Genomic DNA, 25734 nt, shown 5'->3' with positions numbered 1-25734 from the left:
CGTCACACCAGCTTCATCGGCGTATCGGCCACCACGCGCAGATCGATGCTGCCGATCAACGCCGACCGGCGCGCTTCCGCAGCCCCGATCGCATCGTCCGTCTGCCGCAACGTGCTGATGTTCGAGCCGAGCGAGACGATGCCGCCGAGCACCAAGGCGATCGAGCCGAGCGCGGCGGTCTGACCCAATCCAAATAGCCCGAGAATGGTGGCCAGGAGCAGCGCCGCACCGCTGCCAATCGCGATCTTGGACGCCAGGATGTACTTCCGGCACCGCTCGGCGATCTCGGCAAGCCGCTCGATCCGATCTTCGATGTCAGAGATTTCGTCGGTCGGATCGTCTTCGGTCATGGGATTGCGGACACCGGATCCCGATTGTAGGGCGGATTAGGCGCAGCCGTAATCCGCCGCATGCATCGTCGAAAAGATTGTTGGATTACGCCCTGCAGATGCGCTTAGCGCATCTGCAGGGCTAATCCACCCTACGCTCACAATGGCAAATTGTCGTGCTTCTTCGCCGGCATTTCCGTCTTCTTGTCCTTCAGCATCGCCAGCGCCCTCGCGATCCGCTTGCGGGTCGAATGCGGCATGATGACGTCGTCGATGTAACCGCGCTCGGCGGCGATGAAAGGCGACAAGAAGCGGTCTTCGTATTCCTTGGTGCGGGCGGCGATCTTGTCGGGGTCGCCGATGTCACTGCGGAAGATGATCTCGACCGCGCCCTTGGCGCCCATCACGGCGATCTGGGCGGTCGGCCAGGCGTAGTTCATGTCGGCGCCGATTTCCTTGGACGCCATGACGTCGAAGGCGCCGCCATAGGCCTTGCGGGTGATGATGGTGACCAGCGGCACCGTGCACTGCGAGTAGGCGAACAGCAGTTTCGCGCCGTGCTTGATCAGGCCGCCATATTCCTGCGCGGTGCCGGGCAGGAAGCCCGGCACGTCGACGAAGGTCACGATCGGAATGTTGAAGGCATCGCAGAAGCGCACGAAGCGGGCGGCCTTGCGCGACGCATCGCTGTCGAGCACGCCGGCCAGCACCATCGGCTGGTTGGCGACGAAGCCGACAGTGCGGCCCGCGATGCGGCCAAAACCCGTAACGATGTTCTTGGCGAAGGCTTCCGCGATCTCGAAGAAGTCGCCCTCGTCCACAACTTTCAGGATCAGCTCCTTCATGTCGTAGGGCTTGTTCGGATTATCGGGGATCAGCGTGTCCAGCGACAGGTCGACCCGCTCGATGTCGTCGAAGCTCGGCCATTCCGGCACGCCGTCGGTGTTGTTCGAGGGCAGGAAGTCGATCAGGCGCCGCATCTGCAAGAGCGTCTCGACGTCGTTCTCGAAAGCACCGTCGGCGATGGACGAGCGCGTGGCGTGCACCGAGGCGCCGCCGAGCTCTTCGGCGGTGACGACCTCGTTGGTCACGGTCTTCACCACATCAGGGCCGGTGACGAACATGTAGCTGGTGTTCTTCACCATGAAGATGAAGTCGGTCATCGCCGGCGAATAGACGTCGCCGCCGGCGCAGGGGCCCATGATGACGGAGATCTGCGGGATCACGCCCGAGGCCAGCACGTTGCGGCGGAACACGTAGGAGTAACCGGCGAGCGCGGCGACGCCCTCCTGGATGCGGGCACCGCCCGCATCATAGAGGCCGATGATGGGCGCCCGCGCCTTCATCGCCATGTCCTGGAGTTTCGTGATCTTCAGCGCGTGCGTCTCCGAGAGCGAGCCGCCGAACACCGTGAAGTCCTTGGCGAATACGAAGGTCTTGCGGCCGTTGACGGTGCCCCAGCCGGTGACGACGCCATCGCCGGGGATCTTGTTCTTCTCCATGCCGAACTCGGTGGAGCGGTGCTCGACGAACATGTCGAACTCCTCGAACGATCCCTTGTCGAGCAGAAGCTCGATGCGCTCGCGCGCGGTCAGCTTGCCGCGGGCGTGCTGCGCCTCGATGCGCTTCTCCCCGCCGCCGAGCTTGGCGCCGGCACGACGATCTTCAAGGGCGTCCAGGATATGTTTCATTTGCTCCCGCCAGTTCTTAAGCCTTAAGTGCTGGGCGTTCTAACACGGCATTTTGCAGGCCGGGAAGCGGCTTTCGGCGCCGCAGGGCTGCTTTGACGTAGCGTGAAAGCGCAGGAATTACAAAGTTTTGCCCCGGAGGCGACGATGGACGAGGGAGCTGTTGAGACGGGCGCCGTGACCGGCGGCGTCAGGGCCCTGCTGCGGCTCGAGGGGCTCGCTCTGTTCGCGGCCATGACCGCGCTCTATGCGACCTGGGGCGGCTCCTGGTGGGTCTATGCCCTGCTCTTCCTGGTGCCGGATCTGAGCTTCCTGGCGTACCTCGTGGACGCCAAATTCGGTGCGCTGGTCTACAACGCCGCCCACAGCTACATGGCGCCGGTGGCGCTGATGACGCTGGCTTTTGGCCTCGCCTCGCCCCTCACCCTCTCCGTCCCCTTGATCTGGCTCGCTCATATCGGCATCGACCGGGCGCTGGGCTATGGCCTGAAATATTCCGCCGGGTTCGGCTTCACCCATCTGGGGCGGATCGGCCGGCAGAACGGCGCCTGACCGCAAATTTGGCAGCCCGGCCCGGTTGACCGCGCCGGGCGATTCAGGCTTGCTCCAGGCTTGCGATCTGGCGCCGAATGTTGCGTGAGCTCAGTCGGTACGGCGGCGGTCATCACGTTCGGCTGCAAGCATCACCTCATGTCCGCCACGGTCGTTTCCCTGCCTCCGAACAGCGCGTCCGAGACCACCAACTTCCTGCGGCGCATGGCCAGCATGGTGTCGGGGCGGAACGGCGAGATGCTGCTGCGCGCGGCCGCGCTGATTGAGTCACTCACACAGCGGGCCATGTCGGCCGAACGGCTGTTTCACGAGCAGCAGGAAGAGAACAAGCGCCTGGGGGAGCTGCGCGAGGCCACCGAACTCGCATCCGACGCGATGGTCGGCCAGATCGCCGCGCTGCGGACGCAGCTAGCCGAGGTGACGGCAGCCGCGGCCAGCGAGCGTGCCGCGTTCGACACCGAGCGCGGCAAGCTGCTCAGCCTGATGCAGGATGCGGAGAGCCATATCGGCAAGCTCACCACCGAGCTCGATACGTTGCGCGCCTCGGTCGATGCATTCAACGAGACCGCGGTCACCGTGCCGATCGAGGTGCTGCGGCTGGCGCGCACCCAGTTCGACTATCTCTCCAGCGGCTTTGCGCGCAAGGGCGACGTGATCGCGCAGGCGATGAGCGAGATCGGAGGCTTTGCCATCGATCAGGCGCTGACGGCGAAGAAGCCGGCCGACAAGGTGTGAAACTGCCTCTCTCGAGTCTTTGCAGGCGCTGTTCAAGCTGGGATAGTCACCGCATACGCCGTCATTGCGAGCGCAGCGAAGCAATCCAGAGTCCCTCTGCGGAAAGATTTTGGATTGCTTCGCTACGCTCGCAATGACGTGTGGAGAGAGATACGCGCTGGCGTTGTGCTCTAGCGCGCGCGGCCCGAGAGCCGCAGCACGAACACCAGCACTTCGGCGACGGCCTTGTAGAGGTCGGGCGGGATTTCGTCGCCGAGCTCGACCTTGGAGAGCGCCCCGGCCAAAATCTCGTTCTCCTCGATCGGAATGTCATGGGCCTTGGCGATCTCGACGATCTTGGCGCCGATGGTGCCCTTGCCTTTGGCGACCACGACGGGGGCGCCGCTACCCTTCTCGTAATGCAGCGCAATCGCGAGCTTGGCTTCGTCGCTCATGTGGCGCGATCCAGGAAATGCCCGGCGCGGGCCGGCGCGGCCAGCGGCGGCGTGCCGTCGCGCACGATAATGTCGCCGGGCTTGAGCTCGGCCTTGGTCAGCGCCTGATTGAGCTCGCCGATGCCGGCGCGGAGCTGCTGCGCGGTCGCCGGCCGTTCGGCCCACATCCGCACAAAGGTCTTGTCGCCGTTCAGCGTGATCAGCGCGTGCACGGGTCCTGATGGCTCGACATTGATGGTGAAGCGCGCGCGCCAGGCGCGCTTGGCGGGATCGGGCGTTTCATTGCCGCCGTCGCGTGAGATCTCGAACTGCGCCATCGCGGTGCCTTGCGGGGTCGCAAACGGAATCTCGAAATTCCACTGCGGCGCGGTCGGGTCGCTGCGATGGCCACTGGCGTCAGCGCGGTCGGGCAGCGATGCGACCTGCAGCAGCGTCTGCCGCGCGATCGCAGCATCGGTGTCGCCGAGCAGGCGATGCACGGCGGCAGCGAGCGGTGTGGTGGGCGCGAGCGACGGCGAAGCGACGGGTTGCGGCGCCGGTAGCGCGCCGCGGAACGGCGGTGGCGTCGTCGTGCGCGCAGCCGCTTCGAAGATATGGCCGTCAGGAACGGCCTTGGTCGCACCCGGCACGTTGCCGGTCAGGCGCGGCAGGCTTTGCGTAACCTCTTGCAGCAGGCTCGCGGCAAGGCCCGCCGACATGGTGATGTGAGGCAGAGCCGCCCGGGGCGTTTCGCCGGCCTGCACGGCTGTGGCCTGCGCCGCCTCGCGCGGCAATTGTGCAGATTGAGCGATCGCCGCAGCAGGCGACGCAAGCAATGCCTGTGCTGTTTCGCCTGCCACCGGCGGCGCTGAGACTGCAGTCTGCAGAACAACCGGAGTGCCAGGCGCAGGTGCTGTGTTCTGTGCTGCGACCTGTGGCGCGGCGGTCGCCGGCGTGCCTGACGTCGTCGCCAGTGTCTGGCGCAGCACCAGCAGCGCGGCCTTCAAGTCCGGCACTGCCCCTGGCTGCGGCGTTGCGCCCGCGGCCAGCGAAGCCTCGAGAAACAGGCCGGACTTCTGGAACGCGGATTCGATATCGCCGCCATCCAACGCCATGTTGAGTGGCGTCTGCTGCGAGAGCACGTCCAGCACGGCCTGCTTCAGTCCGGCCGGCAGATCGCTGCCTGATACGACCGATGCGAGATTGGCGAATAGCGGCGCCTGGCTGCCCTGTTTTGTGACCGCCTCGGCCGAGGCTGCGGTGACGGCGACCTGCTCCAAAGGTGTCAGCGTGTTGCGTGCCGCATTGACCGACGGCGCCAGCGGCGGGCTCTCGACCAGCGACGCTGCGGTCGGCGTCAGCGCGATCTGATCGGCGCTCGCCTCGCCTGCCCCGTTGACCACGGCGAGCCTGATCGTGCCGTCGTTCTGCGAGACCGCGAGCCGGAGATTTTGCCCCGGGGTCAGCGACACCTCGGACATCACGTCCATCGAGAGGTTGGCAATCGCGATCCGCACCAGATTGTCGGCGAGCAAGCTGACGACCCTGGCATCGACGACGGTGCCGGCCTGGAGCACGAGGTCGGGCGTTGCCGCATCAGCCACGGGGCTGGCGGCACTGACCGGAAGGATCGAGCTTATCGGCGTCGGCATTTCAGGGGCCCGGGGAATGCGAATCCCACCCTAGGGCCCCGGCGTAAACCTCTCGTTAAGGACCTCAGGTCCTAGGCGGGTTCACCGCCGCCAGCACCGCGACGGCGGCCTCGAAATCCCTGAGGCGGGTGGCCCGGCGGGCGGCCGCCTCCTCATCCACGCCCCATTGATCGATATTCCAGTCCTCATCGACATGGGCCGCGGCCCAGACCTGGTCGGCGTCGCGCACGCCGTGGGCCAGGGCCAGCGCCAGCAGCGCCGAGCCGGTCAGGGTCGTCACCATGTGGAGGGCGGCCACGGACCAGGGATCGCCAGGCAGCGCCGCACGGGCAGCCCGGAGCGCCTCGTCCGGCTGCTTCACATGCATGATGCCTTCAGAGAGGATGAAATGCGCTCCCAGCGCCTCCGCGGCCCAGAACAGCACGCCGTCCCAATGCGCGGCCTCGCGGGCAACCAGCCCCTCGGGATGGCCGGCCCGATAGAACAGCAGGTCGGTCTCGAAATATTTGGCGAGATCGTCCGTGACGAGCTCGACCCGGTCGATCACGCCCTCGACCACGCTGTTGGCGATCCGCGTCAGCGGCATGGTCACTGGGTCGATCGCCTCACCCTGGGCGGCCCATTCCGCAGCCACGGCGTCAGCCAGCGCCCGCGCCGGGATCACTACCTGGCGGCCGGACGGCGTGCGGATCGGCCTGCCATCGAGCGTGATGGCAAAGCCGCCCTCGGTCTCGGTGACGCCGGCCTCCTTGTAGAAGCGCTTGCGCAGCGGCGTCCGCGCGGAGGCGCGCGCCGATTCCCGTGGGTCCGGCGGGGGCTGGCTGGCTGCTTCTTCGAACAATTCGCGCATGTGAGTTTTCGGTCCCGGTCGCTGAGTGCTAAAGCGCGATGAGATCAGGATGAACGTCATCGCGCTTCAGGTTATTGTTTGAGCATGATCTTTTCGGAAAACCGCTTCGCACTTTTCCGGATCATGCTTTAGGCTTCTAAAGTAAGACCTGTGGCCGATAAAGCGAGCGGCGGGCATGAGGGAACTTGCGGGCATTGCGGCCCTGTTCGCCGCGCTTTGGCCGGCCGCGGCCGGCGCCGGCTTTCGCACCCCGGAATCGCTGATCCGCAACGTCTATGCCCATTACGGCAAGGGCGCGCCGGAGCTGTCGAACGGCCTGCCGCGGGACGATGCCACGACCCGGCAATTCTTCGACCCCTCCTTGCGCAAGGCATGGTCCGCGCCGCGCAGCGAGCCCTATGATTTCCTGGTGCAGAGCCCGAACTGGAAGCTCGGACCTGTCACGATTGCGATCACCCGCAAGCAATACGACAAGACCTACGTCGCGGCGAATTTCGACAATCACGGCCGCAAAGTCGCGCTGAACTTCATCCTGGTCAACGGTCCAGAGGGCTGGCTGATCATGGATGTCGAGAGCCCGCATGACAGCTTGCGGATGTTTCTGGAGCAGTTTCGGAATTAGCCGCGGCTGTCGCCACGGGGTTAACAGCCGGACCCAGCCCCCTACTCCTCCGGCGCGTTCTCGATCGGGTCGAACCGGCTGGCATCGAGCCCGAGCAGATTCCACGACTGCTGCATGTGCGGCGGCAACGGCGCGGTGGCGTCGATGACGCCGCCGCGGGGGTGCGGGATCACGATGCGGCGCGCGAGCAGATGCAGGCGGTTTTGCAGGCCGCCCGGCAACTGCCAGTTCTCGATGTTGAAATATTTGGGATCGCCGACGATGGGATGGCCGATATGGGCCATGTGGGCGCGAAGCTGGTGGGTGCGGCCTGTCACCGGCTTCAGCGACACCCAGGTCAGCTTGTTGCCGGCGGTCTCGACCACCGCATAGTAAGTCACGGCGTGGCTGGCGCCCTCATCGCCATGCTGGGCGATGCGCATGATGGTGTCGTCCTCGCTCTCCTCCTTGGCAAGAAAGGTCGAGATGCGGCCCTGCTTCGGCTTGGGCAGGCCCGGCACCAGCGCCCAATAGACCTTGCGCGCGGACCGCGAGCGGAACGCGCCGGTGAGATGCGAGGCAGCAAAGCGCGTCTTGGCGATGAGCAGACACCCCGAGGTCTCGCGATCGATGCGGTGCACGAGGCGCGGCTTCTGCCCCTTGGCGTCGCGCATCGCCTCCAGCATCTGATCGATGTGGCGCGTCATGCCCGAGCCGCCCTGCACGGCAAGGCCCGCGGGCTTGTTCAGCACGAGGACGTCGTCGTCCTCATAGATCGTCATCTCCTTCAGGGCCTTGAGCGTCTTCTGCGCGGCCTCCGACAGTTCGCCGACGACCTTCGGTGCGTCCAGCTTCAACGGCGGAATGCGGACGCTCTGGCCCTGCTCCAGCCGGTCCTTGCTATCGACGCGCTTGCCGTCGACGCGCAACTCGCCTTTGCGGACGACGCGCTGGATGTGGGAGAATGACAGGCCGGGAAAGCGCGCTTCGAGGAAGCGGTCGACGCGCATGTTGTTCTCGTCGGCCGTCACCGTGACGGTCTGCACCTTGGTCGGCAGCAGCGCCTCGACAGGCTTCTCCGATGCCCGCCTTTCCTGTGCAGCCTTGTTCTGTGCAATCTTGGGCGGACGTCGCTCGGCGCGCTCGCCGGCAAAGCGCGGCGGTTTGCTGGGCTTGCCGCCCGGACGCGGTCCCGCTTTCTTCGCGCTCCGCGACTGATGCGGACGCGAATCCTTGCGCTCATCGCGCGAACGGGGCTCTTGATTGGTTCTTTTGATACGGCGGCTCATGGCTGCCTGCGTACCCTAAAAGCGGCCCTTCGTCACGGCGAAATGGCCACCTCTAACGCGAACCCCGCTCCTTGCGCAGCTTGGCCCAGTAATCCAGCCGTTTCCTGATCTCGCGCTCGAAGCCGCGCTCGGGCGGGTCGTAGAAGGTCTGGCGTCCCAAGGCCTCAGGGAAGTAGTCCTGGCCCGAAAAAGCGTCGGGGGCGTCGTGGTCGTATTCGTAGCCTGAGCCGTAGCCTTCCGACTTCATCAGCTTGGTCGGCGAGTTCAGGATGTGCTTTGGCGGCAGCAGCGAGCCGGCCTGTTTTGCCACCTGCATCGCCGTGCCGAAGGCCGAATAGACCGCGTTCGATTTCGGCGCGGTTGCGAGATAGACCACGGCTTGCGCGATCGCTAGCTCGCCTTCGGGATGGCCGAGGAAATCGAAGGCGTCCTTGGCCGCATTGGCGATGACGAGCGCCTGCGGATCGGCAAGGCCGATGTCCTCCACCGCCATGCGTACCACACGGCGCGCCAGGAACAGCGGGTCCTCGCCGGCATCGAGCATGCGGCAGAGATAATACAGCGCAGCATCGGGATCGGAGCCGCGCACCGATTTATGCAGCGCCGAGATCAGGTTGTAATGGCCGTCGGCCGACTTGTCGTAGATCGGCGCGCGCCGTTGCAGGATGTCCTGCAACTGCGCGGCGTTGAAAATCTCATCCGCGCGCGCGGAGCGCCAGACCTCTTCGGCGAGCGTCAGCGCTGCGCGGCCGTCGCCGTCGGCCATGCGCACCAGCACAGCCCTCGCCTCCGCATCGAGCGGCAGCTTGCGGCTCTCAACTGCCTCGGCATGCGCGAACAGCTTCTCGATCGCAGCGGCATCGAGCGAGCGAAACACCAGCACACGTGCGCGGGACAAAAGCGCCGCGTTGAGCTCGAAGGACGGATTTTCCGTGGTGGCGCCGACCATGACCACGGTGCCGTCTTCCATCACAGGCAGAAACGAATCCTGCTGGGCGCGGTTGAAGCGGTGCACCTCGTCGACGAACAGCAGCGTGCCCTTGCCCATCTCGCGGCGGGCGCGCGCGGCATCGAACGCCTTCTTGAGGTCGGCAACGCCGGAGAACACCGCGGAGATCTGCTCGAAATGCAGGTCGGTCGCATCCGCGAGCAGCCGCGCCACGGTGGTCTTGCCGGTGCCGGGCGGGCCCCAGAACACCAGCGATCCCAGCGTGCGCGTCTCCAGCATGCGCGTCAGCGCGCCGTCGGGCCCGAGGATGTGATCCTGGCCGACGACCTCCGACAGCGTCCGCGGCCGCAGCCTGTCAGGCAGCGGATGCGGGGCATCGTGATCGAGCCCCGCCGCGGCGAAGAGAGTTGGCGTCTGCTGTGGTCGCTTTGGACTCATCCGCCCAGCGTGACGTTGATCTGCTGACCGCCGCGCACCAGCGTGATGCGCCAGAGCCGCTGGTTGACGGCCGCCGCCTTCTCGAGATCGCCGGTCTTACCGATCTTCTGGTTGTTGACGGCCAGAATGATGTCGCCCTTCTGGAAGCCGACCTGGGCGGCCGGCGAGTCATCACCGAGATCGGTGATGACGACACCTTCGGTGTCGGCGTCGAGATGCAGCTCGTCGGCAACCGCAGGCGTGATGGTCGAGACCTTGGCGCCCTGGAACGGCGAGCGGGCGGTGACGACGAGCTCATTGCGGCCGGTATCGGGCGCGGTCTCGAGCGCGATGGTCAGCTTGAGCGGCTTGCCGCTGCGCTGCACGTCGATCTGCGCTGTGCCGCCGATCGGGCGAGTGGCAAAGCGATAGTCAAACGCGTTGGGATCGTCCACGGCCTGGCCGTCGATGCCGGTGATGAGGTCGGAGGATTTCAACCCGGCCTTCGCCGCAGGCCCAGTGGGAACGACGCTCGCGACCAGCGCACCGCTTGGCGAACGCAGGCCGAGACTCTCGGCGATCTCCGGCGTCACCGCCTGCAGCTTCGCGCCAAGCCATGGCCGCTTCACCGCCTTGCCGCCGCTCTTGGCGGAGGCGACGACGACGCGCACCATATTGGCGGGAATTGCAAAGCCGATGCCTTGCGAGCCGCCGGAGCGCGAATAGATTGCGGTGTTGATGCCGGCGAGCCTGCCGTTCATGTCGACCAGCGCGCCGCCGGAATTGCCGGGATTGATCGCAGCATCGGTCTGGATGAAGAACTGATAGTCGGTGATGCCGACCTGCGTGCGCGCCAGCGCCGAGATGATGCCGTGGGTCACGGTCTGGCCGACACCGAAGGGGTTGCCGATCGCCATCACGACGTCGCCGACCATCAGCTCGTCCGAATTGGTGAATTCGAGCGCCGGGAACTTTTCCTTGGCATCCTTCAGACGCAGCACCGCGAGATCGCTGCGGGAGTCCTTCAACACGATCTCGGCCTCGAACTCGCGCTTGTCCGACAGCGACACCTTCACCTGGTCGGCACCTTCGATGACATGGACGTTGGTGACGACGAGCCCGGAGGCGTCGACGATCACGCCCGAGCCCAGCGATCGCTGCACCTGCTCCTGCTGCTGGCCGCCGCCGAAGAAACGGCGGAAGATGGGGTCGTCCAGCAGCGGGTTGCGGTTCTGCACCACCTTGGCGGCATAGACGTTGACGACCGCCGGCTGCACCCGCTGCACGATCGGCGCATAGGACAACCGCAGTTCGGCCTGCGACGAGGGCACGCGACGGTCCTGCGCCGCCGCCGGATTGAAGTGGGCCGAAAAGCCTATGCACAATGCCGTGACGACGGCGGTCAAGTTCGCTCGAAACATCCCTACCTCTTGGAAAAGACGCCGGAATATAGGCGCGTTCGCCCCCCAATAGAAGGGCGCCGGGCGGCAATATTCAGCCCCTTTCCGGTGTGTCCCACCTGCAAGCCCAGCGGGCGAAATCGCAATCTGCCGGGACGATGGATTGGCATGATGCGCATCATCCTGCATGCTCGTGCCAGGCGGATTCGGTCGCGGCGAATTGGCATCAGTGGGAACCGCAGAGCCGGGCGCGCGCGTCGCGGGGCAGTCATCGATCAGTCTTAGGCTCTCCCGTTGCGACTTGGGGAAGTTCGTCAAAGGATGGAGCACGACATGAGCAGGACAAGACTAGCAGCCACGGCGATTGGTCTCGCCGGCGTGCTGGCGGCTTCACAGGCCCAGGCCCAATCGGCCAGCACCAGCGAGCAGGAGATCGCGCTCCTGAAGCAGCAGTTGAAACTGCTGGAGCAGAAGCTCGACAAGCTCCAGAGCCAGACCGCCGCGAACACGGCCGCCACGGCGAAAGCCAGGCAGGAAGCGAAGGCCGAGGCCAAGGCTGAAGCGCGCTCGGAGGCGAAAGCCGCCCTCGCCAATGCCAACGCGGCCATTCCGGTCAAGGGTCCGGTGGCCCCATCAGGCGTCGTGGTGACGATGCCGAACAACCGGCCGACCATCTGCACCGCGGATGAGCAGAACTGCGTTGCCATCACGAGCCGCGTGCACTGGGATGTCGGGGGGTACAACTACCGTCCCGACACGGCATCAACTGTGCCGCAAAAGCTCGACAGCGGCGAGAACATTCGCCGTGCCCGTATCGGCATCGTCGGCAAGTTCTTTGGCGACTGGAACTACTCCCTGATCTACGATTTCGGCGGCACGTCCGACGGTTTTGGCGGCACTGGTGCGGCCGGCGCCACCGCCGTCGGCTTCCTGCCCGGCGGCGGCACGTCGGGCATCGAAAATGCCTTTCTCAGCTACACCGGCCTGAAGCCGTTCGGCGGCAAGATGGCGGTAGAAGCCGGCGTCATGGACATTGCCTGGACGCTCGACGAGTCCACCAGCTCCAACGACATCATGTTCCTGGAGCGCGCCTCGGCTGGCGTGATCGCGCAGAACATCGCAGCCGGTGACTTCCGCTCCGCCGTCGGTACCCGCTGGTGGAATGACCAGCTCTGGGTGGGTGCCTATGTCACCGGACCGACCACGGGCCAGATCCACTCGGCCTCCAGCGTCTCCCCGCCCGGCAGCAGCGAGCAATATGGCGCAGTCGCCCGCATTGCCGGCAACCCGATCAGCGGCAACGGCTACTCCTTGCATATCGGTGCCGATGCGGAATGGCTGATCCAGCCGCCGCGCAACCTGGTGACGCAGGCGCAGACACTGACGCTCAGCGACCGACCCGAACTGCGGATCGATCCGACGACGCTGATCTCGACCGGGGCGATTGCCAATGTGTCAGGCGCGCAGGTCTACGGCGTCGAAGCGGCCGCGACCTACGGCTCGTTCATCGCGCAGGGCGAATATTACTGGTTCAATGTCGACCGCACCGCGAATACCGGCCTGCCGCCGCTCGGCGCGTCGAGCCTGAAATTCGACGGCGGCTACGCGCAGGTCGGCTATGTGCTGACCGGCGAGAGCCGAGCCTACAATGCGGCGAGCGCCTCGTACGGCGGCATCAAGCCGGCCAATCCCTTCTCGCTGGCCGGTGGCGGCTGGGGTGCCTGGGAAATCGCCGGACGCGTGAGCACGATGAATCTAAACGATCAGCTCGCGACCGCCGCCGGAATCGCGGGCGGACGCCAGACCATCTACACCGCGGCGCTGAACTGGTACGTCAACAACAACGTCCGCTTCATGCTCGACTATCTGCATGGCGACATCTCCAAGCAGGCAAGTGCCACCTCCTCGGTGAACACGGGCTCGACGTTCAACGCCGTGGCGATGCGCACGCAGGTCGCGTTCTGAGGCTCTCATCCGGGAGCGGCACGCCGCTCCCGGAGCTTTACGCCGCGCGCTTCGGCTTCCTCACGACATCAGGCGGCGGTGCGCAGGACAGCCGCTGCTGATGGCTCTCGCCCCAGGCTTTCAGAATATCGATCACCGGCCGCAGGCTCTCGCCCAACTCGGAGAGGCAATACTCCACGCGCGGCGGCACCTCGGCATAGACCTTGCGGATGACGAGCTTGTCCTCCTCCAGCGCGCGAAGCTGCTTGGTGAGCATGCGCTGGGTGATGCCCGGCATCATGCGGCGCAATTCGCCGAAGCGCCGGGTGCCGCTCTGCAGGTGATAGAGGATCACGCCCTTCCATTTGCCGTCGATCAAATCCAGCGTCGCCTCGACCGAGCAGCCCGGACGACGGGCAAAATCGCGCCGTTTCATGCGTTTTTCCCAATAGTATCCAAACAGGGACTATATCCCCGAATGTACAGTACTTGCCAAATTGGAGCCAGCGCGACAGGTAAGACGCGGGCGAAAACGCCATCTGAGGAGACAAGCCATGAAGGCCGTCGGCTACAAGAAGTCGCTTCCAATCGAGGATCAGGACGCGCTGATCGATTTCGAGACCGCCAAGCCAGAGCCGAAGGGACGCGACATCCGCGTCGCCGTGAAGGCGATCTCGGCCAATCCCGTCGATTACAAGGTGCGCAAGCGCGCCGCGCCCCCCGAGGGCGAGACCAAGATTTTGGGCTATGACGCCGCCGGCATCGTCGATGCGGTCGGGCCCGAGGTCACCCTGTTCAAGCCGGGCGACGAGGTGTTTTACGCGGGCTCGATCCTGCGCCAGGGCACCAACGCCGAATTCCACCTGGTGGACGAACGCATTGTCGGCAACAAGCCGAAATCGCTCTCCTTCGCGCAGGCAGCGGCGCTTCCCCTCACCTCCATTACCGCGTGGGAATTGCTGTTCGATCGCCTCGGCGCCGTCCCTGGCAAGAGCGTCGATCCGCGCACGCTTCTCATCATCGGCGGCGCCGGCGGCGTCGGCTCGATCCTGATCCAGCTCGCCCGCCGCCTCACCGGCCTCACCGTGGTTGCGACCGCGACGCGGCCGGAATCGCAGAAATGGTGCCTCGATCTCGGCGCGCATGCGGTGATCGATCACGGCAAGCCGATGAAGGAGCAGATCGAGAAGCTCAAACTGCCGCCGGTCGCGCTGGTCGCGAGCCTTACCTTCACCGATCAGCACTACAAGAGCATCGCCGAGTTCATGGCGCCGCAGGGCCGGTTCGGCCTGATCGACGATCCCCCGGAATTCACGGTTGCCGCGTTCAAGGGCAAGGCGATCTCGGTGCACTGGGAATCGATGTTCACGCGCTCCTCGTTCCAGACGCCTGACATGATCGCGCAACATCACCTGCTCAACGACGTCGCCGATCTGATCGACAAGGGCGTGCTGCGTACCACGCTCGACCAGACCTTTGGCACAATCAACGCCGCCAATCTCAAGCGCGCGCACGCGCTGCTCGAGAGCGGCAAGTCGCGCGGCAAGATCGTGCTGGAAGGGTGGTAGGCAACGGCTGCGTAGGGTTGGCAAAGGCGCGCTTGCGCCGTGCCCACCATCTCGCGATGGCGGCAAGAGATCGTGGGCACGCTGCGCTTTGCCCACCCTACGATTTGCGGCGCTAGCCCACGATCTGCGACAACGCCGAGAGTAGCCGATCGATCTGCGCGTCCGTGCCGACGGTGATACGCAGGAAATCCGAGATGCGCGGCGCCGAGAAGTGACGGACGATCACCGCCTGCTCGCGCAGCGCTGCCGCGAGTGCTGCACCTTCATGTGCGGGATGGCGCGCGAAGACGAAGTTGGCGAGCGAGGGCAGCACCTCGAAACCGGCGCTTTTCAATCCGCCGGACAGGCGTTCCCTGCCCTCGATCACGCGACGGCGGCCTTGCTGGAAATAAGCATCGTCCTCGAGGGACGCGATCGCACCTTCCTGGGCAGGCCGGCCGAGCGGATATGAATTGAAACTGTCCTTCACGCGCGTCAGCGCATCGATCAGATCGGCGTCCCCAATGGCATATCCGACGCGAAGCCCGGCGAGAGCGCGCGACTTGGACATGGTCTGCACGACCAGGAGATTGCGATGAGACGCGACCAGCGGAATCGCCGTCTCGGCGCCGAAATCGACATAGGCCTCGTCCACGACGACGGGCACATCAGGGTGGTCGTCGAGCAGTGTCGCGATCTCGACACGTGACAGCGCGATGCCTGTCGGTGCGTTCGGATTGGGGATGATGATCGCGCCGGCCGGCCGGCGATAATCGGCGGTGCGGATCTGCATGGCCTGATCGAGCGGCACGGTCTCGCAGATGATGCCGAACAGGCGGCAGTAGACCGGATAGAAACTGTAGGTGATATCGGGAAACAGCAGCGGCGCATCGTGCTTCAGCAGCGCGACGAAGGCGTGCGCCAGCACTTCGTCCGAGCCGTTGCCGACGAACACCTGCTCGGGCCTCACGCCGTGGTAGGCGGCAAGGGCCGCCCGCAGCGCGGTCGCCTGCGGGTCCGGATAGAGACGCAACGTATCGGCCGCCGCGCCCCGGATCGCCTCCAGCGCACGCGGCGACGGACCAAGCGGGTTCTCGTTGGTGTTGAGCTTGACCAGATCCGCCATGCGCGGCTGCTCGCCCGGCACGTAGGGTTCCAGCTCATGCGTCAAGCTGCTCCAGAAACGGCTCATCTTCCTTCTCCCTCACGCGGACGCGTGGCGCGCTCGACGAAGCCCTTTGCGAGCGCGTGATAGATGCCCTCCTCGCAGATCATCCGCGAGACGAAATGCGCGATCAGCGCCGCCGCCATCAGCGGCACCACCATGCCGTGATTGTCGGTCATCTCGGTCACGATCACGAAGGCGGTGATTGGCGCCTGCACGACGCCGGCGAAATACGAGACCATGCCGAGCAGCATGATCGCACCGAGCGGCGCGTCGTGGAAGAACGCGGCGATGTTGCTGCCGATGCCGGCGCCGACGGCGAGCGAGGGCGAAAAGATGCCGCCCGGTATGCCGCTGATCGCGGCGAAGCTCGTCGCCAGCAGCTTGAGCACGCCAAAATCCTGCGGCAGCGGGGTGCCGTGATCCAGCGCCTCTTTCACCTGCACGTACCCCGTGCCGTAGATGGTGTCGCCGGATACCAGTCCGCAAATGGCGACCGCGAGGCCACAGGCAAAGGCGAACCACAGCGGATGGCCCTTGATCGCGCGTCCGAGCGGGCTCTTGAAACCGCGCGCCATGGCGATGACGACGCGGCTGAACAGGCCGCCGGCGAGGCCACCGACGACGCCGCAGGCCGGAACGGCCAGCCAGTCGGCGCCGCGCGAAAGCGTCATCGCGCTGCTGCCGAAATAGGCGTAATTGCCGGCCAACGCGAGCGAGGTCAGGCCGGCCGCGATCACGGCGGCAATGATCAGGCTGGATGTGCGGGTCTCGAAGGCGCGGCTCATCTCCTCGATGCCGAAGACGATTCCCGCCAGCGGCGTGTTGAAGGCCGCGGCGACACCGGCGGCGGCTCCGGCCAGGATCAATCCAGGCTGGCGGCGCGGCGAGACACGACCGAGCGCGAACATGATGGAGGCGCCGACCTGAACGGTCGGCCCTTCCCGCCCCACGGAGCCGCCGCACAGCAGCCCGAACAGCGTCAGGATCATCTTGCCGATCGCGATCCGGATCGAGACCAGGCTCTCGCGCGCAGCCTGATCGGTCAGCTGCCGCGCGGCGATTGCTTGCGGAATGCCGCTGCCCTGCGCATTCGGGAATAGACGGAGGGTCATATAGGCCGACAGCATGAAGCCGAGCGGCGTCACCGTCAGCACCGCATAGCGCGACCTCGCCAGCAAGAGTGTAAAGGCGTGCTGCGCGAGATCAGCAAGCTGCGCCAGCGCCACGGCTGCTGCGCCGACCCCGATCCCGCCGAGCAGGAAGATCGCCCGCCGCTGCCAGCGTGCGGAGGTCAGCCTGAACAGGCGCTTGTGGCGGGTCGAGAGGGGCCAGGGCCAGAGCATGGAGGCCCCGTTTTAGCCAGTCTCGCCACGAATGAAAGGGGGCGCAAGAGCAGAGCAGCTAGGCGGCCCCTCCCGCGCCCAATTGCGGCTCAAGCGATGGTGTTGACGATGCCGCCTTCGGCACGTAGCGCCGCGCCGTTGGTCGCTGATGCCTCCTTCGAGGCGACATAGACCACCAGGTTGGCGATCTCCTCGACACTGGCAAAACGCTGGATCAGCGAGCTCGGGCGGTGCTGCCTGACGAAATTGGCGGCGGCTTCATCCACCGATTGCCCGTTCTGCCTGGCCAGATCCTTCACGAAGGTCTCGACGCCCTCGGACATGGTCGGGCCAGGCAGCACCGAATTCACGGTGACGGCGGTGCCCTGGGTGAGCTGCGCGAGGCCACGGGCGACCGCGAGCTGAGCCGTCTTGGTCATGCCGTAGTGGATCATCTCGGCGGGAATATTGAGGCCGGACTCCGAGGAGATGAAGACGATGCGGCCCCAATTGCGCGTGAGCATGCCCTGCATGTAGGCGCGCGAGAGCCGCACGCCGCTCATCACGTTGACCTCGAAGAAGCGGATCCAGTCCTCGTCCGGAATCTCGAAAAAGCCCTTCGGCTCGAAGATGCCGGCATTGTTGATGAGGATGTCGACCTCGGGCAGTGCCGCAACCAGCGCCTTGCAGCCGGCGGCGGTCGAGACGTCGGCGGCGATGCCGCGCACCTTGGCACCCGCCCCCTCCAGCTTGCGCACGGCGGCATCGACCTTGTCCTGGCCGCGCCCGTTGATCACGACATTCGCGCCAGAGCCCGCAAGGCCTTTCGCGATGGCGTGGCCGATGCCGGCAGTCGAGCCGGTGACGAGGGCAGTCTTTCCGGAAAGGTCGATTTTCATGTATCATCTCCGCTGAGGTTGAAGCGGATATCGTGCGCTGCATGGGCGGGTGCAATCGCCGCTCACCGATGCGTGAGAGCTGCCACAACGGCAAATTTGTAGGGTGGGCAAAGCGGCCTGTCCGCCGAAGCTCGAAGAGCGAAGGCGGAAGCGTGCCCACCATCTGCAGGTGGCGGGCACGGCGCGCGAAGCACGCGCGCCTTTGCCCACCCTACGACGCTGCGCGCCGGAGCAATAAAAAAGCGGCGCCCAGGGGCGCCGCTTTCAAAACTCGCAAGTGTCGGCGGGCTTACGCCGCCTCGGCTTCCTTCGCCTGCACCGGACCTGAGTCCTGGCCCTTGGCATCGACGTCGCGGTCGACGAACTCGATCACGGCCATCGCGGCGTTGTCGCCGTAGCGGAAGCCCGCCTTGATGATGCGGGTATAGCCGCCCTGACGATCCTTGTAGCGGGGCGCCAACACGTCGAACAGCTTCTTGACCTGGTCCTTGTCGCGCATCTCGGAGATGGCCTGGCGGCGCATCGACAGGCCGCCCTTCTTGCCGAGGGTGACCAGCTTCTCGACGATCGGACGAAGCTCCTTGGCCTTCGGCAGCGTGGTGACGATCTGCTCGTGCTTGATCAGCGCGGCCGCCATGTTGGCGAACATCGCGCGGCGATGCTCGGCCGTGCGGTTGAGCTTCCGATGAACCTTGCCGTGACGCATGTAACTATTCCTTGTTTTAGAACTGCCGCGACGGTTCGTCGGACCAGTTGCTCAGGTGGGCTTCCTGCGTTCGCCCTGGGTGGTGAATGGCGAATGGCGAATAGAATTACTATTCGCCACTCCCTCGCTCAGTAGTGATCTTCGAAGCGCTTGGCGAGCTCGTCGATGTTCTCCGGCGGCCAGCCCGGCACTTCCATGCCGAGGTGCAGACCCATCTGGGCCAGCACTTCCTTGATCTCGTTCAGCGACTTGCGGCCGAAGTTCGGAGTGCGGAGCATTTCCGCCTCGCTCTTCTGCACGAGGTCGCCGATGTAGACGATGTTGTCGTTCTTCAAGCAGTTGGCCGAACGCACCGACAGCTCGAGCTCGTCCACCTTCTTGAGGAAGGCCGGGTTGAAGGCGAGGTCCGGGATGATCTCCTGGGCAACTTCCTTGCGCGGCTCTTCGAAGTTGACGAACACGTTGAGCTGATCCTGCAGGATGCGGGCGGCGTAGGCCACCGAATCATCCGGCGAGATCGCGCCATTGGTCTCGATCGTCATGGTCAGCTTGTCGTAGTCGAGGATCTGGCCCTCACGGGTGTTCTCGACCTTGTAGGAGACCTTGCGGACCGGCGAGTAGAGGCTGTCGACCGGGATCAGGCCGATCGGCGCATCCTCGGGACGGTTGCGCTCGGCGGGCACGTAGCCCTTGCCGGTCGAAACCGTGAACTCCATGCGGATCTCGGCGCCCTCGTCGAGGGTGCAGATCTGCAGGTCCGGGTTGAGCACCACGACGTCGCCCACGGTCTGGATGTCGCCGGCGGTGACGACGCCCGGGCCGGACTTCTTCACGACCATGCGCTTGGGGCCTTCGCCCTGCATCTTGATCGAGATGTCCTTGATGTTGAGCACGATGTCGGTGACGTCCTCACGGACGCCAGCGATCGAGGAGAACTCGTGCAGCACGCCGTCGATGTGCACCGACTGCACCGCCGCGCCCTGGAGCGAGGAGAGCAGGATGCGGCGCAGCGCGTTGCCGAGCGTCTGGCCGAAACCGCGCTCGAGCGGCTCGGCGACGATGGTCGCGAAACGCGAGGAGTCGCTGCCAGGGGTCACCTGGAGCTTGTTCGGCCGAATCAGTTCTTGCCAATTTTTCTGGATCGTCACTGTTTCACCCATACAGGCCAGCCGATTTGAAAATTCAAATACTGGCGTTGGAGAAAGGCCGCAGATCAAACCCGCGGCTTCTTGCAAAGTCGCTGCGGGCGCCGATGCGCCCGCAACAGGTAGAAATCAGACGCGCCGACGCTTGCGTGGACGGCAACCGTTGTGCGGGATCGTGGTCACGTCGCGGATCGAGGTGACGGTGAAGCCCGCGGCCTGCAGCGCGCGGAGCGCCGACTCACGGCCCGAACCGGGACCGGCGACTTCGACTTCCAACGTGCGCATGCCGTGCTCCTGCGCCTTCTTGGACACGTCTTCAGCGGCAACCTGCGCGGCGTACGGGGTCGACTTGCGCGAGCCCTTGAAGCCCATCGTGCCGGCGGAGGACCAGGCAATGGTGTTGCCCTGCGCGTCGGTGATGGTGATGGTCGTGTTGTTGAAGGACGAGTTCACGTGCGCGACGCCGGAGGCGATGTTCTTGCGCTCACGACGACGAACGCGGGTGGCTTCCTTGCCCATAGAGTACCTTTCCTGAAGATCTCAAACGCCGCCGTAATGCCAGCGGCTACACCTGTGGAACGAAAGGCGCGTGGCGAAAGGGTCTCCCCTATCGCCACACGCCGCGATTGGAATAGAAAACTTACTTCTTCTTGCCGGCGATGGCCTTGGCCGGACCCTTGCGCGTACGCGCGTTGGTGTGGGTACGCTGACCGCGCACCGGCAGACCGCGACGATGACGCAGGCCGCGATAGCAGCCGAGATCCATCAGACGCTTGATGTTGATACCGACTTCGCGACGCAGATCGCCCTCGACGAGATAGTCGCGGTCGATCACCTCGCGGATCTGGAGCACTTCAGCGTCGCTGAGCTGATTGACGCGACGGTCCTCGGGGATCTTCACCTTTTCGAGGATCTCACCAGCGATCTTCTGGCCGATGCCATGGATGTACTGGAGCGCGATCAGCACGCGCTTGTTGGTCGGAATGTTCACGCCGGCAATACGGGCCACGGCCTTCTCTCCTGTTGCCGACCCCTCGTCAGGAATCGGGCTTTAAGTGCTTATGTTTCTCGGGCAGGTGTTCACAAACGCGAACACGACGCCCACCCCTGGTCTTCCTGGGGCCCGGCATCGTTTGAAACTATCCGACTTGGATGCGGGGCTTATTAAGGGATTCCGGGGGCTTTCGTCAACCGCTGCTAGCGCTTGGCTCGCTTTTTCGTGACCTTTTTTGCAGCCTTTTTGGCACCTTTTTTGACGGCCTTCTTGGCCGCCTTTTTGACCGTTTTCCTGGCCGTCTTTTTGGCGCCCTTCACGGCCTTTTTGGTAGATTTGGCCGATTTGGTGGCCTTTTTGGCGGATTTCGCCGGCTTTTTGGCTGCCTCCTTCGCCGCTCTGGCCTTCTTGGCCGGCCCTGCCTTGGCGGCGCTCTTGGCGTGAGTCCTGGGCTCGACCGCGCCCAGCGCCAGGAGCTGGCGGTGGATGGCTCGGGTGACCTCATCGATGGCCATCATGCCGTCGATGGTCGAAAGCTTGCGGCGCTCGGAATAGTAGTGAATCAGCGGTTCGGTCTGGCTGCGATAGCTGGCGAGACGCTTGGTCAGGACCTCCGGGGTGTCATCGACCCTGACCTCCTCCCCGCGCTCCCGCATCTGGGCGACACGGGTCTCGACGCGGTTCAGAAGCGCGCTCTCGTTGACACGGAGCTCGATCACGGCGTCGAGCTTGAGGTGTTTGTGGCGGAGCAGATCATCCAGCGCCTCGGCCTGCGGCACGGTGCGCGGGAAGCCATCGAGGATGAAGCCGCGCTTGGCGTCCGGCTGATCGATACGGTCGGAGATGATGCCCACCACGACATCGTCGGGCACGAGCCCGCCGCTGGCCATGATCTCCTTGGCTTTCAGCCCGACCGGCGTGCCGGCCGCAACCGCTGCACGCAACATCTCGCCGGTCGAGAGCTGGACGATGCCATAGCGCTGCACCAGCCGCTGCGCCTGGGTCCCCTTGCCCGATCCTGGCGGTCCCAGAAGTATAATTCTCATCGGCGTACGCCCCCCGGATTGGTGAGCGAAACGTCGCGCACCCGTGTTTGAAACTTCGGCAACAGTGCAAATCATAATCAGCGCCGCGCCGCTACCCATATCATAAGGGAGCAAGTGCCCGGACGCCAAGAAGGCCTTTGAAATCAGGGATTGCGCTGCATTGAGAGCAGCGCTGAAGATGCGACCGAAGTACGGGCTGATCGCTTCGGCGGGCGCGGCGCATCGCTTGGGCGGCGAATCGGCGGCGCGGACGCGCCGCCTTCAGTGAACGTGCCGCTTAGCGGCGGCGGCCGCGCAGCTTCGACTTGCGGATCAGGCCTTCATACTGATGGGCCAGCAGATAGCCCTGCACCTGCGCCACCGTATCCATGGTGACACTGACCACGATCAGCAGCGAGGTGCCGCCGAAGTAGAACGGCACCGAGGCATAGGAGATCAGGATTTCCGGGATCAAGCAGACGATCGCCAGATAAATCGCGCCCAGCACGGTGACGCGCGACAGCACGTAGTCGATATATTCGGCGGTGCGCTCACCGGGGCGGATGCCAGGGATGAAGCCGCCATGCTTCTTCAGATTGTCCGCGGTCTCGGTCGGGTTGAACACGATTGCGGTGTAGAAGAAGGCAAAGAACACGATCAGCGCGAGATAGAGCACCAGGAACAGCGGACGGCCGTGGCCGAGCTGGGTGGTGATCCACTGGAACCATTCCGGCCCCTTGCCCGCGTTGAAGTTGGCGACCGTGGTCGGCAGCAGCAGCAACGAGGATGCGAAGATCGGCGGAATCACGCCCGACGTGTTGAGCTTGAGCGGCAGATGCGAGGACTGGCCCTCGAACATCTTGTTGCCGACCTGGCGCTTTGGATACTGGATCAGCAGCCGGCGCTGGGCGCGCTCCATGAACACGATGAAGGCGATCACGGCGACTGCCATCACGATCACGATCAGGATCAGGCCGGTCGACATCGCACCCTGACGGCCGAGCTCGAGCATGTTGGCGAGCGCCGCCGGGAGCTCGGCGACGATGCCGGAGAGAATGATCAGCGAGATGCCGTTGCCGATGCCGCGCGAGGTGATCTGCTCGCCCAGCCACATCAGGAACATGGTGCCGCCGGTCAGCGTGATCGCGGTGGAGAGACGGAAGAACATGCCGGGGTCACTGACGACGTTGCCGGCGCCTTCGAGACCGACCGCGATGCCGTAGGACTGGAACGCGGCCAGGATCACCGTCAGATAGCGCGTGTACTGGTTCAGCGTCTTGCGGCCCGCCTCACCTTCCTTCTTCAGCGCCTCGAGTTGCGGCGAGACGGTGGTCAGGAGCTGGATGATGATCGAGGCCGAGATGTACGGCATGATGTTCAGCGCGAAGATCGCCATGCGGTGGATGCCGCCGCCGGCAAACATGTTGAACATGCCCAGGATGCCGCCTGCCTGCGACTTGAACACCTGCTCCCAGATGTTGGGATCGATGCCGGGCAGCGGGATGTAGGTTCCGAGCCGATAAACGAGCAGCGCACCCAGGGTGAACCAGATACGCTTCTTCAGTTCGTCGGCTTTGGCAAACGCGCCGAAATTGAGGTTGGCTGCCAGTTGTTCCGCTGCTGAGGCCATATTGGACTTTCTCCCGCCGCCTTTTGCGCCGTCATACCCGCGGCCGGGCTACTTTAGCGGACGCCGGACATTATCTGGCGCTTCGGCTTCGATAAGTCCATCGTCCCGCATGCGAAAAGGCCCGCGAGCCGCGGGCCAATGACGCAGTTGTTACGCCGCCTCGCCTTCTTCCTTCGCAGGGGCAAGGATCTTCACCGAACCGCCGGCCTTCTCGACCGCTTCGATCGCGGACTTGGTGGCGCCGTGGACCTCGATGTTCAGCTTGGCCTTGAGCTCGCCGCGGCCGAGCAGCCGCAGACCGGCCTTGGCGCGGCGCAGCACGCCCGCCTTCACCAGGGCCTCGACGTTCACGACGCTGCCGGTGTCGAGCTTCTTGGCATCGACCGCATCCTGGAGCCGGTCGAGATTGATCTCGGCGTACTCGACGCGGAAGATGTTGTTGAAGCCGCGCTTGGGCAGACGGCGATGCAACGGCATCTGGCCGCCTTCGAAACCCTTGATGCGCACGCCCGAACGCGCGGTCTGGCCCTTGCCGCCGCGGCCCGACTGCTTGCCCTTGCCCGAACCGATGCCACGGCCGACGCGCATGCGCTTCTTGCGCGAGCCGGCGTTGTCGGCGATATCGCTGAGCTTCATCGCCCTGCTCCTTGTGTTTTGCGCATGATCTGGTCCGAAAACCGGGATCATGCGCGCTATCTTACTTCTCGTCGACGATGCGAACGAGATGGTGAACCTTTTCGATCATGCCGCGGACGGCCGGGGTGTCCGGCAATTCGCTGACGCGGCCGATCTTGTTGAGCTTGAGCCCGATCAGCGTCGAACGCTGCGAGTGATGGCGGCGGATCGCGCTGCCGGTCTGCTCGAGCTTGATCGTCTTTGCGGACTTAGCGGCGTCCTTGGCCATCGTGATCTACTCCGAAAAGCGTTGGTTAGTCCGCAGCCGCCTCGGCATCGCCGCCGATGCGACGACCCTGGAGGGTGGACACCTTGATGTTGCGGCGCGCCGCGACCGAGCGCGGGCTATCCTGATGCTTCAGCGCATCGAAGGTCGCGCGAACCATGTTGTAGGGGTTCGACGAGCCGATCGATTTCGCCACCACGTCCTGGACGCCGAGCGTCTCGAACACGGCGCGCATCGGACCGCCGGCGATGATGCCGGTACCGGCCGGAGCTGCACGCAGATAGACGCGGCCCGCGCCATGACGGCCGGCGATGTCGTGATGCAGGGTGCGGCCCTCGCGCAGCGACACGCGGGTCAGGTTGCGCTTGGCGGACTCGGTGGCCTTGCGGATCGCCTCAGGCACTTCGCGTGCCTTGCCGTGACCGAAGCCGGCGCGGCCCTTCTGATCGCCGATGACGACGAGCGCTGCGAAACCGAAGCGCTTGCCGCCCTTGACGACCTTGGCCACGCGATTGATGTGGACGAGCTTGTCGACGAACTCGCTGTCGCGCTCCTCGCGCTCCTTGCGCTCACGCCCGCCGCCGCGTTGATCGCGTCCACCACGTTGTTCGCGTTCTGCCATTTTTCCAATCCTTCAGAGGCTTACGCCTCAATCCTCAAATTCTGTTAGAAGCTCAGCCCGCTCTCACGCGCAGCGTCGGCGAGAGCCTTGACGCGCCCGTGGTAGAGGTAGCTGCCGCGATCGAACACGACTTCCTTGACGCCCCTCTCGGCAGCGCGCTCGGCCAGCAGCTTGCCGACCGCCTTCGCCGCATCGATGTCGGCGCCGGTCTTGCCGCCGTCGCGCATCGTCTTCTCGAGCGAGGAGGCAGAGGCCAGCGTCTCGCCTTTCAGATCGTCGATGACCTGGGCGTAGATGTGCTTGGACGAGCGGAACACCGACAGACGCGGACGACCACCGCCGGAGCGGCGCAGCTTCAGCCGCACACTCCGCTTGCGCCGGGCATTGGTAACCTTGGCTTTGGACATGACCGGCTCCGTTACTTCTTCTTGCCTTCCTTGCGGAAGATGAATTCGCCCACGTACTTCACGCCCTTGCCCTTGTAGGGCTCCGGCGGACGATAGGAGCGGATCTCGGCGGCAACCTGGCCGACGCGCTGGATGTCGCTGCCCGACACCGTGATTTCGGTCGGCTTCGGCACGGCGATCGTGATCCCTTCCGGGATCGGATAGATCACGTCATGGCTGTAACCGAGCGCGAGCTGCAGGTTCTTGCCCTGCATCGCGGCGCGGTAACCGACGCCGGTGATCTCGAGCTTCTTCTCGAAGCCCTTGGTCACGCCTTCGACCAGATTCGCGACCTGGGCGCGAGCGGTGCCATACAGCGCCCGCGCGCGATTGGTCTCGGCCCGCGGCTTGACCTTTACCTGGCCGTTCTCGAGCTTCACCTCGACGTCGTCATGGACGACGAACTGAAGCTGGCCCTTCGGCCCCTTCATCTTGACGGTCTGCCCATCGACGGTCGCGGTCACACCGGACGGCACCGCCACAGGCTTTTTGCCAACTCGTGACATGGAT

The 25734-nt window shown here is 64.9% G+C and carries 28 protein-coding genes; 5 read left to right on the top strand and 23 right to left on the bottom strand.

From position 1 onward, the window contains the following. Positions 1–2: 2 nt before the first annotated feature. Both HYH07_RS28040 and HYH07_RS28035 read right to left on the bottom strand, forming a co-directional pair. Complete coding sequence (locus tag HYH07_RS28040; RefSeq protein WP_220005495.1) at positions 3–350, bottom strand: hypothetical protein; 348 nt, start codon at positions 348–350, stop codon at positions 3–5. A 137-nt stretch (positions 351–487) separates the two neighbouring features. Next, positions 488–2020 (bottom strand): acyl-CoA carboxylase subunit beta, encoded by a 1533-nt coding sequence (locus tag HYH07_RS28035; RefSeq protein ID WP_220005494.1) that lies wholly within the window; start codon positions 2018–2020, stop codon positions 488–490. 144 nt (positions 2021–2164) lie between these two features. Here HYH07_RS28035 and HYH07_RS28030 point away from each other — a divergent pair, with 144 nt between their 5' ends. Together HYH07_RS28030 and HYH07_RS28025 are read left to right on the top strand one after the other, a co-directional pair. Continuing rightward, the gene (locus tag HYH07_RS28030) at positions 2165–2569 is read left to right on the top strand and encodes a DUF4260 domain-containing protein (RefSeq protein ID WP_220005493.1); all 405 of its coding nucleotides are present in this window, start codon (positions 2165–2167) and stop codon (positions 2567–2569) included. A gap of 138 nt (positions 2570–2707) precedes the next feature. Then, positions 2708–3304 carry a hypothetical protein gene (locus HYH07_RS28025; RefSeq protein WP_220005506.1) on the top strand — a complete coding sequence of 199 codons (597 nt, stop codon included), beginning with the start codon at positions 2708–2710 and terminating at the stop codon, positions 3302–3304. A gap of 170 nt (positions 3305–3474) precedes the next feature. Here HYH07_RS28025 and HYH07_RS28020 read toward each other — a convergent pair whose 3' ends face one another. The 3 genes from HYH07_RS28020 to HYH07_RS28010 form a co-directional block, all read right to left on the bottom strand. Beyond that, on the bottom strand, positions 3475–3738 hold the full coding sequence (locus HYH07_RS28020) for an EscU/YscU/HrcU family type III secretion system export apparatus switch protein (RefSeq protein WP_220005492.1): 264 nt from the start codon (positions 3736–3738) through the stop codon (positions 3475–3477). Then, complete coding sequence (locus HYH07_RS28015; RefSeq protein ID WP_220005491.1) at positions 3735–5369, bottom strand: flagellar hook-length control protein FliK; 1635 nt, start codon at positions 5367–5369, stop codon at positions 3735–3737. Before HYH07_RS28015 ends, HYH07_RS28020 begins: the two co-directional genes overlap by 4 nt. 64 nt (positions 5370–5433) lie before the next feature. After that, positions 5434–6219: an ATP12 family chaperone protein gene (locus tag HYH07_RS28010; protein ID WP_220005490.1), complete on the bottom strand. Its 786-nt coding sequence runs from the start codon at positions 6217–6219 to the stop codon at positions 5434–5436. Positions 6220–6394: 175 nt separating this feature from the next. Between HYH07_RS28010 and HYH07_RS28005 the strand changes: the two genes are divergently transcribed. Then, on the top strand, positions 6395–6841 hold the full coding sequence (locus HYH07_RS28005) for a hypothetical protein (RefSeq protein ID WP_220005489.1): 447 nt from the start codon (positions 6395–6397) through the stop codon (positions 6839–6841). Between the two features lie 41 nt (positions 6842–6882). Here HYH07_RS28005 and HYH07_RS28000 read toward each other — a convergent pair whose 3' ends face one another. Genes HYH07_RS28000 through HYH07_RS27990 form a run of 3 tightly spaced genes read right to left on the bottom strand, consistent with a single transcriptional unit; the run spans position 6883 to position 10896 of the window. Further along, the gene (locus HYH07_RS28000; protein ID WP_220005488.1) at positions 6883–8109 is read right to left on the bottom strand and encodes an RluA family pseudouridine synthase; all 1227 of its coding nucleotides are present in this window, start codon (positions 8107–8109) and stop codon (positions 6883–6885) included. Between the two features lie 52 nt (positions 8110–8161). Beyond that, positions 8162–9496 carry a replication-associated recombination protein A gene (locus HYH07_RS27995; protein ID WP_220005487.1) on the bottom strand — a complete coding sequence of 445 codons (1335 nt, stop codon included), beginning with the start codon at positions 9494–9496 and terminating at the stop codon, positions 8162–8164. After that, positions 9493–10896 carry a DegQ family serine endoprotease gene (locus HYH07_RS27990; RefSeq protein ID WP_220005486.1) on the bottom strand — a complete coding sequence of 468 codons (1404 nt, stop codon included), beginning with the start codon at positions 10894–10896 and terminating at the stop codon, positions 9493–9495. Before HYH07_RS27990 ends, HYH07_RS27995 begins: the two co-directional genes overlap by 4 nt. 312 nt (positions 10897–11208) lie before the next feature. Here HYH07_RS27990 and HYH07_RS27985 point away from each other — a divergent pair, with 312 nt between their 5' ends. Next, positions 11209–12840, top strand: a complete 1632-nt coding sequence (locus HYH07_RS27985) for an OprO/OprP family phosphate-selective porin (RefSeq protein ID WP_220005485.1) — start codon at positions 11209–11211, stop codon at positions 12838–12840. Between the two features lie 37 nt (positions 12841–12877). Here the strand turns inward: HYH07_RS27985 and HYH07_RS27980 are convergent, their stop codons facing one another. Further along, complete coding sequence (locus HYH07_RS27980) at positions 12878–13255, bottom strand: helix-turn-helix domain-containing protein (protein ID WP_220005484.1); 378 nt, start codon at positions 13253–13255, stop codon at positions 12878–12880. 118 nt (positions 13256–13373) lie between these two features. Between HYH07_RS27980 and HYH07_RS27975 the strand changes: the two genes are divergently transcribed. Further along, positions 13374–14387, top strand: a complete 1014-nt coding sequence (locus tag HYH07_RS27975; RefSeq protein WP_220005483.1) for a zinc-binding alcohol dehydrogenase family protein — start codon at positions 13374–13376, stop codon at positions 14385–14387. A 112-nt stretch (positions 14388–14499) separates the two neighbouring features. Here HYH07_RS27975 and hisC read toward each other — a convergent pair whose 3' ends face one another. The 14 genes from hisC to rplF form a co-directional block, all read right to left on the bottom strand. Next, a complete protein-coding gene (gene hisC, locus HYH07_RS27970) occupies positions 14500–15558 on the bottom strand; it encodes a histidinol-phosphate transaminase (protein WP_220005482.1) in 1059 nt (352 codons plus the stop codon). Further along, on the bottom strand, positions 15555–16877 hold the full coding sequence (locus tag HYH07_RS27965) for a chloride channel protein (protein ID WP_220005481.1): 1323 nt from the start codon (positions 16875–16877) through the stop codon (positions 15555–15557). The genes hisC and HYH07_RS27965 overlap by 4 nt, the downstream gene beginning before the upstream one ends. 89 nt (positions 16878–16966) lie before the next feature. Continuing rightward, a complete protein-coding gene (locus HYH07_RS27960; protein WP_220005480.1) occupies positions 16967–17755 on the bottom strand; it encodes an SDR family NAD(P)-dependent oxidoreductase in 789 nt (262 codons plus the stop codon). 289 nt (positions 17756–18044) lie between these two features. Then, on the bottom strand, positions 18045–18461 hold the full coding sequence (gene rplQ, locus HYH07_RS27955; protein WP_057745449.1) for a 50S ribosomal protein L17: 417 nt from the start codon (positions 18459–18461) through the stop codon (positions 18045–18047). A gap of 128 nt (positions 18462–18589) precedes the next feature. Continuing rightward, the gene (locus HYH07_RS27950; protein WP_220005479.1) at positions 18590–19621 is read right to left on the bottom strand and encodes a DNA-directed RNA polymerase subunit alpha; all 1032 of its coding nucleotides are present in this window, start codon (positions 19619–19621) and stop codon (positions 18590–18592) included. A gap of 114 nt (positions 19622–19735) precedes the next feature. Beyond that, the gene (gene rpsK, locus HYH07_RS27945) at positions 19736–20125 is read right to left on the bottom strand and encodes a 30S ribosomal protein S11 (RefSeq protein WP_007603045.1); all 390 of its coding nucleotides are present in this window, start codon (positions 20123–20125) and stop codon (positions 19736–19738) included. A 121-nt stretch (positions 20126–20246) separates the two neighbouring features. Continuing rightward, positions 20247–20615 carry a 30S ribosomal protein S13 gene (rpsM, locus tag HYH07_RS27940; protein ID WP_014494511.1) on the bottom strand — a complete coding sequence of 123 codons (369 nt, stop codon included), beginning with the start codon at positions 20613–20615 and terminating at the stop codon, positions 20247–20249. A 188-nt stretch (positions 20616–20803) separates the two neighbouring features. Beyond that, positions 20804–21646 carry an adenylate kinase gene (locus HYH07_RS27935; RefSeq protein WP_220005478.1) on the bottom strand — a complete coding sequence of 281 codons (843 nt, stop codon included), beginning with the start codon at positions 21644–21646 and terminating at the stop codon, positions 20804–20806. Positions 21647–21923: 277 nt separating this feature from the next. Further along, positions 21924–23255: a preprotein translocase subunit SecY gene (gene secY / locus HYH07_RS27930; protein WP_220005477.1), complete on the bottom strand. Its 1332-nt coding sequence runs from the start codon at positions 23253–23255 to the stop codon at positions 21924–21926. A 150-nt stretch (positions 23256–23405) separates the two neighbouring features. Then, complete coding sequence (gene rplO, locus HYH07_RS27925; protein ID WP_057745461.1) at positions 23406–23891, bottom strand: 50S ribosomal protein L15; 486 nt, start codon at positions 23889–23891, stop codon at positions 23406–23408. 61 nt (positions 23892–23952) lie between these two features. Continuing rightward, a complete protein-coding gene (gene rpmD, locus HYH07_RS27920) occupies positions 23953–24159 on the bottom strand; it encodes a 50S ribosomal protein L30 (RefSeq protein ID WP_057745463.1) in 207 nt (68 codons plus the stop codon). Between the two features lie 25 nt (positions 24160–24184). Continuing rightward, positions 24185–24778 carry a 30S ribosomal protein S5 gene (gene rpsE / locus HYH07_RS27915; protein WP_057745465.1) on the bottom strand — a complete coding sequence of 198 codons (594 nt, stop codon included), beginning with the start codon at positions 24776–24778 and terminating at the stop codon, positions 24185–24187. Positions 24779–24822: 44 nt separating this feature from the next. After that, complete coding sequence (gene rplR, locus HYH07_RS27910; protein ID WP_220005476.1) at positions 24823–25185, bottom strand: 50S ribosomal protein L18; 363 nt, start codon at positions 25183–25185, stop codon at positions 24823–24825. Between the two features lie 11 nt (positions 25186–25196). Then, on the bottom strand, positions 25197–25730 hold the full coding sequence (rplF, locus tag HYH07_RS27905; protein WP_057745468.1) for a 50S ribosomal protein L6: 534 nt from the start codon (positions 25728–25730) through the stop codon (positions 25197–25199). Positions 25731–25734: the final 4 nt, after the last annotated feature.

Source organism: Bradyrhizobium sp. BR 10261, assembly GCF_019455395.1.
Taxonomy (GTDB): Bacteria; Pseudomonadota; Alphaproteobacteria; order Rhizobiales; family Xanthobacteraceae; genus Bradyrhizobium; species Bradyrhizobium manausense.
Note: the sequence above shows the minus strand (reverse complement) of the source record. Positions and strands in the feature narration are given on the sequence as shown.